Here is a 9242-nt window from a genome sequence, read left to right as displayed (position 1 = left end):
CGCGCAACTGACCGCGACCGCCTGAGCGGCGGCGCGCGGCGTGCCGGGCCGGCGCGCCGGGGCCGCCAGCAAACCTGTCGGGTTGCCTCCGTGGTCTCCAGGGTCCGCCGTGCGGACCCTCGCCCCGCGATTGCCGGTCGCGGCTGGCACGATGAGCGGGACCGCCTAAAATGGCCAAAGTCGAGTGTGTGTAACTTGTTCTTGACGCGCAACTAAGCCTTAAACGTAGAGCGGCGCCATCCGCCGCCACGCGTGCCCCTGGTGGGCGCGCCCCTGCCATTCGTGCAGGACGTGCCCGATCCCCTTGCCCCATAGCGTCCGGCTCAGGCAGCGGTTGTTGTCGAGGAAGGGGTCCTGGTCGCCGACGACGAGGACGATATCCATACGCCGCAGCGCGGCGAGCCGCCCCGGACACTCCAGGTTGGGGAGGTACTCGATGGGTGTGTGAAAATAGATCAGGTCGTCGCGGTGGCCGCCAAACAGGTCCTGGAAGTGTTCGACGTTCAGTGTGAGGTCATAGCGTCCCGAAAAGGCGGCGACCTTGTGGAACAAATGCGGGTGGCGGAAGGCGATATTGACGGCATGGAAGGCCCCCAGGCTGGCCCCATGGGCGATGGTGCACGGGTGGGGATTCTTGTGTGCCATGAACGGCAGTACCTCGTTGAGCACATAGCCCTCGAACGCCTGGTGGCGACGGATACGCTCCGCGGGGTGAGACCAGGCACAATAGAGCGACTCCCAGTCGATGCTGTCCACGCAATAGAGTTGGAGCTGGCCGGCCTGGATCTTCTGACCCAGGGCCTCAACCAGGCGTAGGTCTTCGTACTCGTGGAAGCGGCCGTCGCGGGTAGGAAATACCAGGACCTTGGCCCCGGCATGGCCGAAGACCAGGAGTTCCATGTCCCGGCCGAGCCGCTCGCTGTACCAACGGTGGTATTCGCGGTCCATGGGAAAAATGCCTCACAGTGATGCGAAGAAGGCCCTTCGTTGTCGTTGTCGCAATCGAGGTTATCGTAGCGCCCCGGATTCTCGTGGCCCCCGAAGTGCATCGCTCTCCGATTACGACAACGACAACGATTGTGTCTAATTTGTTCTTGACTCGTTACTGAGGGCTTGGTCAGTTCGCACTGACGACGAACACGCCCGCGCAGATCAACAGCACCCCCACCGCGCGCATCACGGTCACCTCTTCGCCGATCGCAAAGCCGACCATCAGGGCCAAGACGAAGCCCAGACCTTCCAGCGGGTACGACTTGCTGACATCCCAGCGCGCCAATCCGGCCAGCCACCGGACGGCCCCCAGCGTATAGAACACAAAGCCGATGACGATCGACGGACTCAGAATGACGGCCCCGGCGGTGTGCAGTCCGGCGGGCTGCGCCAGTGCCGTCTTGACCGCGACGCTCGACATGCCGGCCTTGATCAGGAATTGCGCCGTCACTGACAGCAGCACGCAGCCGATGGCGGCAATCAGGGTATTCATTTGTTCACCCCTTGGCTACCGGCGTCGCGACTGGACGCTCGCCGGCGGGCGCGCTATTGCGACCGCCCTGCCGGATCCCGGGGATGTCGGGCAGGCGCCTGGCGATCGGCAACTTCGCAGACGGGGCGCGAATAGTTGCAAGAGGAGTCACCAAGCGAGATTCCAATTGACCGGGGGGAGCCTGACAGGATTATCACGATTATCCGCAGTCTTGATGACACCCTGGTTACCATCGGCGCGGTGCGCGGCGGGATTCCAGAATCTCCCGATAGAACCCCAGCAGCCGCTGCGCGAGCACCGGGGCCGACCAGGACTGGGCATAGGCCCGTGCCTCGCGGGCCAGGGACTCGCGCAGCACCGGGTCGGTGAGGACCTGGGCGCAGCGATCGGCAAAGGCCTGCTCGTCCTCCGGCGCGATCAGGCTGCCGCGACCCTGCGCCAGCACCTCGCGCGTCCCCATGACGGCGGTGGAGACGACCGGGACGCCGAGCGCCATCGCCTCCAGGAGCACCAGGCCCTGGGTCTCGGTGCGGGAGGCAAAGACGAAGGCCGCCCCCGCGCTGTAGCAATCCTCCAGCGGACCGTCCCGGCCCAGGTAGCCGACGAACAGGATGTTGTCGACGAGCCCGAGCTTGCGGGCCTGGTCCGTCAGGGCACGGCGTGCCGGCCCCTCGCCGGCGACCACCAACAGCACTTCGGGGAGGCGCGCCTTCACCAGGACCAGCATTCGGAGCAAAAAGGCGACGTTTTTCTCGAACGCCAGCCGGCCTACATGCACCAGCACCGGGCGCTGCGCGGGGATGCCATAGCGCTGCCGGAAACGGGGGCCGTCCCCGTGACCGAACTGTCCCAACTCGATCCCAGTGGGGATGACCCGCGCCAAGGTGCGCACCCCGTACCCATGCAGCACCTCGAGCATCGCCTGGGAGGGGACCACCAAGGCGTCCACCGCGTTGCACTGGGCGGTGGAGAAGCGGCGGGCCAGGGCGCGCAGCCAGGCGGCCGGGACCAGGGGGACATAATGGTCCAGGTACTGCTCGAAGAAGGTGTGGTAACTCTCCACCGTCGGGATGCCCAGCCGCCGGGCCAGCGCCAGCCCGCTGTAGTGGGCGACGAAAGGGGTATGGATGTGCAACAGATCAAACCCCCGCCGCGCCAGGTCCGGCCGCCGCCGCCGCAACGCGCCCACCCGCAGGATGCGGTCCTCCGGGTCCAGCGGCAGGTAGCGCGACGGGATGCGGATGACCTCGAACGGCTCGGAGGCGGCGGGTCCATAGTCCGGGGCCAGCAGGGTCACCGCGCACCCCTGGGCGACGAGTTCCCGGGCAAAGGTCTGGATCGAGGTGGAGACCCCGTTGACCCGCGGGAAATACACGTCCGAGATCATCAACACACGCATCAAAGTCACCCGCGGCTCGCAGAAAAAATCCCGTCATGGTAGCGACCGGGTCCCGCCCGCGCCGTGAACGAATGATGACAGAAGCGCCGCAGGTCACGCCGGGCGTGCGACTTCACGCCATCTTCATCATTCCTCCATGATGCGGCAACAGAGATTGCCGACCATGGGCCGAACTCATCGTCGAGGATCCTACCGCGATGTCCGAGATCACGCGCATCAACCCCCTGCGGTATCGCAGCATCTTCATCTCCGATGTCCACCTGGGATTTCGTGGTTGCCAGGCCGGGTATCTGCTGGATTTTCTCCAGTCCACCCACTGCAAGCACCTCTATCTGGTGGGGGACATCGTGGACCTGTGGGAGATGCGCCACGGGGTCTATTGGCCCGAGGCCCATAACGCGGTCGTACGGGCGGTGCTGGAGCAGGCCCGCACCGACACCCAGGTCATCTTCTGCCCCGGTAACCACGACGAACCCCTGCGCGCCCACCTGGGGGCCGACTTCGGCAACGTCCTGATCCGCGACGAGGTGGTCCACGAGACCGCAGACGGTCGGCGGTTCCTGGTGCTGCACGGGGATCGCTTCGACAGCGTGGTCCAGTGCGGTCCCTGGCTGGCCCGCCTGGGGTCCCGCGTCTATGGTCACCTGCTGACCCTAAACGGGTTGGTGAACCGGGTGCGCCGCCACTTCGGGCTGCGCTACTGGTCGCTCGCCGGCTATCTCAAGCACAAGGTCAAGAACGCGGTGAGCTATATCGGCAGTTTCGAGCAGGCGGTGGCGGCCGAGGCGCGGCTGCATGGGGTGGACGGCATGATCTGCGGCCACATCCACCACGCCGAGGTGCGGGAACTGGACGGGACCCTTTACTGCAACTGCGGTGACTGGGTGGAGAGTTGCACCGCGCTGGTGGAGCACCACGACGGCCGGCTGGAACTGCTGCGCTGGACCGATGCCGTCCCCGAGAGCCTCAGCGGGCCGCTGCCCGCGCTGGCCTTGGCCAGGGCAGGTTGAGCGAGCGCGCGGCGCAACATCACGGTCGCGCGCCGGTCAACATAGGGTTATGGTCGGCCCCTAGCCTCGCGGGCCTGTCACCACGAACCTGCTCGGCCTGCCCTATGCCCAGCGCCGCCAGGTCCAGGCGCAGCGCCACCGCGGCGTGGCGGGCTTCATCCGCGAGGCGGTCGACTGCGGTGGCATCGGCACTTGAACCTCACCCCCCTCCCCGCTCGGTTCGTCAGCCCTGGTTCGGGCCAAGGCGCAGTTTACGTAGCCAACTGATCGACATTGCCATCAGGGGCTAACGGCACGATGCCGCGACTCGTGCGGATCATCACGTTCCCTATCCTGTCCTATGTTGTCACGTGACACTTAGGTGCGATACTCGCAATCCCCATTAGAGTACATCTACCACTCACCCCACCGCTCGCTAGCCGCAACCCCCCATCCATCAGCGCTCGCGGCGCGACTGAACCATCGTGCATTACGCGACCCTATCCTTGTGGGTCCGCGGAGACTGGGCGGCGATGAGCTTCCGGTCTGGGACTCCACCTGGCGACTGGGGCAAGCCGCCCGGTGCAACACCTTTTGGAGGATATTTTCTTAAAAAGAAAATCCGATATTTTTATATATATATCATATATTTGACGATTCTTTTTGGCCAGCGGTCAAGTTGACCGCTGAAGCCTTCCGCGGATGGCAGCACGCAGAATCTGTGACTGCACCCCTTCTGCCAAGGGGTCTTGTTTTCGGATACGCGCCACCATTTGCTCCAACAAGTCACTGTCGCCAGGACCAAGTATGACCTGATCCGAGCACTCCGGCACAAACGCACTCTCTCCATGCCCCACTGTCGTAAGACAGGGGTCATCCGCGTTCAACGCTTCCAATGCCTCCCTCACCCACCGGCTCTTACCCTTACCCCCGTACGCCTTCGCCGCAGTCCGAAGGGACTCTCGCATGGCGCTGGTCATTCGCACGGTTGTCTTCAAAAACGTTGCTCCATCTCGGCCAGAAATGCCTTCCATGCCTTACCTACAGCTCGATAATCAGACCATTCCAGCTGCGGGAGCCGCTCCTCACCCAGCACGATCTGCATAATTTCTCGAACGACTCCCACGTTCGTTGTCGCGCCAAGAGTCACCTTCATCATGGGGCGTCCACGCGTGCGCTCCGCGGGCGGATTACGGATCTTCTCTGCCTCCGCGACCGCTCGCTCCCAGTTCAAGCCCTTCGCAAGCAACGACAGGACCACCCCGCGTTGCACGTCATCGCGGATGGCAGACGCCGATGCCGCAACCAATAAGTCTCGAATGATCCCAGCCAGGACCGCTTCGCGAACATCTTCTGGACCACGCGCCACCTGTAGATACCGCCGCGCGCTCCGCTCAGCAATCCCCACGAGGCTAGCCAGTCGTTCGCCGGTCGTATCCCCTTCTTCTGCAAGTTCTTCAAGAACGCCCAAAACGTTCCGTAACCGTCCCGCCAGGTCGAGATCATCGCGATGAAGATTTTCGACAAGTTGCAACGTACGCACACGCGCTGGTCTTTGATCTGATATCCACGCCGGGATGTTCTTGATCTCCGCCAAACGAGCCGCCCAATAACGACGCTCTCCATAAGCAATCCGATACAGATTCCCGTGTCGGAACACCCGGATCGGCTGGAGAACGCCACTCTCAAGCATGGAATCGGCAAGATCCCGAAGACGCAACAGCACCTTGATTCGCGCAGATGGAGATTCTGAGACCCTTGCCGCAGCCACCGCCACCGGGTCCAAGAGCCATCCAAACTCGTCTTCTGTAATGCGCAATTGCCTGGGGTTATCACTATCAGGTTCGATCCTCTCCACCTCCAAGGCATCCACATGCATAACCCCAGCCTCGACATTGCCCCGTCGTACTGTCTCGCTGATCGCATCAGTGATCGCAGACCCACCGAATCGGAAGCGCTTGGGAGGGGTAGTCATAGTCCGGCCCCCCCTTCACTTAGCGATCTTGCGACGTACTCGCACATCGCGATCGCCTCCAAGCGCGCGGGGTCCTTTTCCGCTAAATCAAATACGCTCTTGGGTCGCGCCTGGGCATGGTCGGACTCTGCAAATGCAATTCGCTGGTGGAGGATGACCGGAGATAGCAGGCTCGCGACCGCTGTATCTTTGCGAAGCGAATCCAGTAGACCTTCGTGCAACGCCACCCCCTTTCTGAAGAGATTCGGCTGGATTGCTGCGATTCTCAACGGTGGTCGGCTAGTATCGCGGCTATGCATTTCTTGCCTCCAGAGTTGTAACATGCCAAATAACCCTTCAATTGGCTGCGGCTCGAGCGTCGTTGGGATGATTGCGTGAGTGGCGGCGCGCATCGCGCTGATCGTCAACGGACCTTTAGCCGGTGCAGTATCAATCAAGGCCAAATCGTAGGCGTCGCGCACATCTGCGAGGGCGAGGAACTCGTACAGACGATTGTGGACCTGCTCACGCACATCGCCGACCCGGACAAGTTCAACTTGACGCAGCCGTGGACCATGGCCCGGCAATACCTCTAACCCTTCAATGCGCGTCGGATAAGGATAGACCTCGCCTTGAAAATAGACGTCGGCGCTCGAACTGCGCCCCGACCACCCTCCATCATCACCCTCCTGAAACAGCGGATGAAGGGGCGGCAAAACACCGTCCGGATCCGCCTGGTCATATTCCATCTCCAGGAACCGACGGGAGAGGTTGCACTGAGCGTCCAGATCGATCGCCAACACCCGCCGCCCCTTGCGCGAGAAATACTCGGCCAGGACCCGCGTAAGCGTCGTCTTACCTACGCCACCTTTATTCTGCACCACTGCTATCACCTGCACCAAACACCTCCAAAAAGCAATACCGTAGTGTCTGGAGCTAAAATAACACTGTATTGCTTTCCCCGCCAGGGTCCTTTATGCTCTCGCCAAGGTACTCGGTTCGCTTCGTGCGACTATGTCATGAGTTTGCTGGTTTTTCCGCTCGCGGACACCGATGAGACACCTTTGGCGGCATCACCTAACATTGAGGCCCCGCGTACATGCTTGCAGATCCAAGCACCCTCGCTGAGAGTGACGAGCATTCCGGTTCGAGTCTCGCGGAAACGATGTCGCGTTTGGAACGTCGGCTCGCACAGCGGGCCCCTCAGAATTTCCCCAAAAGATGTCAGCCGACGATTGCTGAAACACGTATCCTCCAACTACCGATCTGGCCCGAGCAGCGACGTGGGGTCCCCAACGACTTGGTTCGCGGAGCGCTGTTCACGGTCGGAAACGTCCGCATCAAGCGCAATTTTCTCAAGAACAGCTTAATCGCTACGCTGTCGGGTCTGGAGATCCGTTACACCGGGGAAGAACTCCGGCAAGACGATCAAGACGTCTTCCTGCAAATTGTCCATCTCGCCCGCTTGGTGCCACTAGGCGCCCCAGTTACTTTCACGGCGCACGCGATGCTCCAGAGTCTCAAGTGGCACCCGAACGTCCGCTCCTATACTCGCCTGCGCGACACGATCACAAGGCTCAAGGCCACGGGGCTGGAAGTTAGAGGTGACCAACGAGGGTATTCCGGATCCCTGATCAGAGATTTCTCTTGGAAGGACGACTCCACGGGCAACAACTCAAGGGTCTGGGGCGTCCGCCTGGAACCAGAGATCGCAGCACTTTTCAACCATGTCGCTTACAGCCAGATCGAGTGGGAACAGAGACTTGCCCTAGGCCACCTGGCCAAGTGGCTGCACTCCTTCTACCATACGCACCGGCGACCCGTGGCTATTAGGGTCGATACAATTCGCCGGTTATGCGGATCCGCCACGAAGGACCTGTCAAAATTCCGACAACTGCTGCGCGATGCCCTCCAGGAACTTCGGGCAGTCACATTTCTAACCGACTACGCGATTGATCCAGAGAGAGATCTCGTCCGCGTGGTCCGCTCGACATCAACCGAGTAGGCGCCACCGATCCCGTTGTTCCGGTTGCCAGGTTCAGGGGGCCGAAAGGGCAAGGCATTCGTGCTGTGAGGTAGACCCTCAGCTCCCCGCGGTGCACTCCCCGGCGCCCACCCTTGAACGACATCTCGCCCGCGCGCGAGGTTTTTCCTGAGTTCGTGCGGCAACATAGCCTTTCTTCGCCGCAGGCTCTCCCTAACCCTAAGGTCTCGTTGCTCCGCAGATCCTTAGATCCTTGCGCTGGTGCATAGACTGCAACAGCCGCTCCTTTGGCCTACCCCACTGCACGACCAACCTGCGGGAAGCAGGCGGCCGGCTGGTGGCCGAACCTTCTCCCGCGGACCACGGCAAGGCGCGGTTCCCGGCGTGCCGCACGCTTCATCGTACGACTTACCGAGCATGGATTATTAAAACCTTTTCAGTATGTTATCGCGTCAAACGCGGATGTACGCAAAAGCGCTTGACGTAAACTAACTTGCCCTCGTGCGCCGTCTCGAAAAATCCTCCTGTTCGCAAGGCTCACCGATCCGCGCTCGTGCAACGAGGTAGCACAAGCCGCCCAATTTTCGTGCGACAAGGCTCGTCTCGTCCTACTCCAGGTCCGGGAGCCGAGTTGTCGACATCGTGCATCGAAGTAGGAAGTTCCCACGCCACCCACTCCCCAAGATCCTCCTACCCACGATCTCCCACCTCGTGCAATGAGGTAGCTGATACGCAGTTACTCCCGGTGCGCCGAAACCGCAAGCGTCATTCCGCTACCACGCCAATCGAGGTCTGCAAGTGCTTACTCGTCTTCGAGGGTCGTGTTTGCTGCTCCCCGATTCCCCACACCGTCCACGCGCCGCCAACGCCCTAGGACTCAGTTCTCCGGCACCCAACACTCGTGCAATGAAGTCGCTGATTCGTGCAACGGAGTAGCCCCATACGTGCAACGAGGTAGGTGATTTCGTGCAAAGAGGTAGATGTTTTCGTGCTTTGAGGTAGACGAAAGTCAATTTCTTACATATTTGTTATTATATTACATTATGTTACAGCGTCATGGCCGAACCCTAATCTTTATCTTAATCTTCTTCTTAATCGTTCTTTAAGAAAGCTTTCTAACTTGTGTTGCCCCCCCCGGGAGTTTCCGTGTTAGCCAAGTCCTGACTGGACATCGGTTAACTTCAAACACCAGCCTCAGATCAGGGAGACGGTGCGGTGGTCGGCCTGTCGCGCGCTTGGCTCACGCGCTGACAGCGTCGCTGCGAGGCGGGCGAACTGCCGGTGTCGTGCCGGCGTCAGAGCAGACCCTCGCCAGCATGGTCTTCAAATTCCGCGCTGCGGCGCACGTAGATCATCACGGTTTTCGGGTCCTTGTGGCGGGAGACCTCCATCATCTTGAACAGACTCGCCGTGGCCAGCGCCGCCGAAGTCAT

At 61.3% G+C, this 9242-nt stretch carries 7 protein-coding genes; 2 read left to right on the top strand and 5 right to left on the bottom strand.

Translation table 11 applies throughout. The features are described from left to right. Positions 1 to 219: 219 nt before the first annotated feature. The 3 genes from QZY48_RS05525 to QZY48_RS05515 all read right to left on the bottom strand — a co-directional run bounded on the left by QZY48_RS05525 (position 220) and on the right by QZY48_RS05515 (position 2882). Entirely contained in the window at positions 220 to 948 is a 729-nt protein-coding gene (locus QZY48_RS05525; protein ID WP_295428795.1) for an alpha/beta hydrolase-fold protein, read from the bottom strand. Positions 949 to 1117: 169 nt separating this feature from the next. Further along, a complete protein-coding gene (locus QZY48_RS05520; RefSeq protein WP_295428793.1) occupies positions 1118 to 1483 on the bottom strand; it encodes a hypothetical protein in 366 nt (121 codons plus the stop codon). Between the two features lie 226 nt (positions 1484 to 1709). Continuing rightward, positions 1710 to 2882, bottom strand: coding sequence for a glycosyltransferase (locus tag QZY48_RS05515; RefSeq protein WP_295428790.1), 1173 nt, complete (start codon positions 2880 to 2882; stop codon positions 1710 to 1712). A 197-nt stretch (positions 2883 to 3079) separates the two neighbouring features. Between QZY48_RS05515 and QZY48_RS05510 the strand changes: the two genes are divergently transcribed. Then, positions 3080 to 3892 carry a UDP-2,3-diacylglucosamine diphosphatase gene (locus QZY48_RS05510; RefSeq protein ID WP_295428786.1) on the top strand — a complete coding sequence of 271 codons (813 nt, stop codon included), beginning with the start codon at positions 3080 to 3082 and terminating at the stop codon, positions 3890 to 3892. A gap of 973 nt (positions 3893 to 4865) precedes the next feature. Here QZY48_RS05510 and QZY48_RS05505 read toward each other — a convergent pair. Both QZY48_RS05505 and QZY48_RS05500 read right to left on the bottom strand, forming a co-directional pair. Beyond that, entirely contained in the window at positions 4866 to 5750 is an 885-nt protein-coding gene (locus QZY48_RS05505; RefSeq protein WP_295428784.1) for a ParB/RepB/Spo0J family partition protein, read from the bottom strand. A 92-nt stretch (positions 5751 to 5842) separates the two neighbouring features. Beyond that, positions 5843 to 6724, bottom strand: a complete 882-nt coding sequence (locus tag QZY48_RS05500) for a ParA family protein (protein WP_295428782.1) — start codon at positions 6722 to 6724, stop codon at positions 5843 to 5845. Between the two features lie 266 nt (positions 6725 to 6990). Between QZY48_RS05500 and trfA the strand changes: the two genes are divergently transcribed. Beyond that, complete coding sequence (trfA, locus tag QZY48_RS05495) at positions 6991 to 7830, top strand: plasmid replication initiator TrfA (protein ID WP_295428780.1); 840 nt, start codon at positions 6991 to 6993, stop codon at positions 7828 to 7830. The last annotated feature ends 1412 nt before the right edge of the window (positions 7831 to 9242 follow it).

The sequence above is a fragment of the uncultured Thiodictyon sp. genome, from assembly GCF_903828115.1.
In the GTDB taxonomy this organism is placed as follows: Bacteria; Pseudomonadota; Gammaproteobacteria; order Chromatiales; family Chromatiaceae; genus Thiodictyon.
Note: the sequence above shows the minus strand (reverse complement) of the source record. Positions and strands in the feature narration are given on the sequence as shown.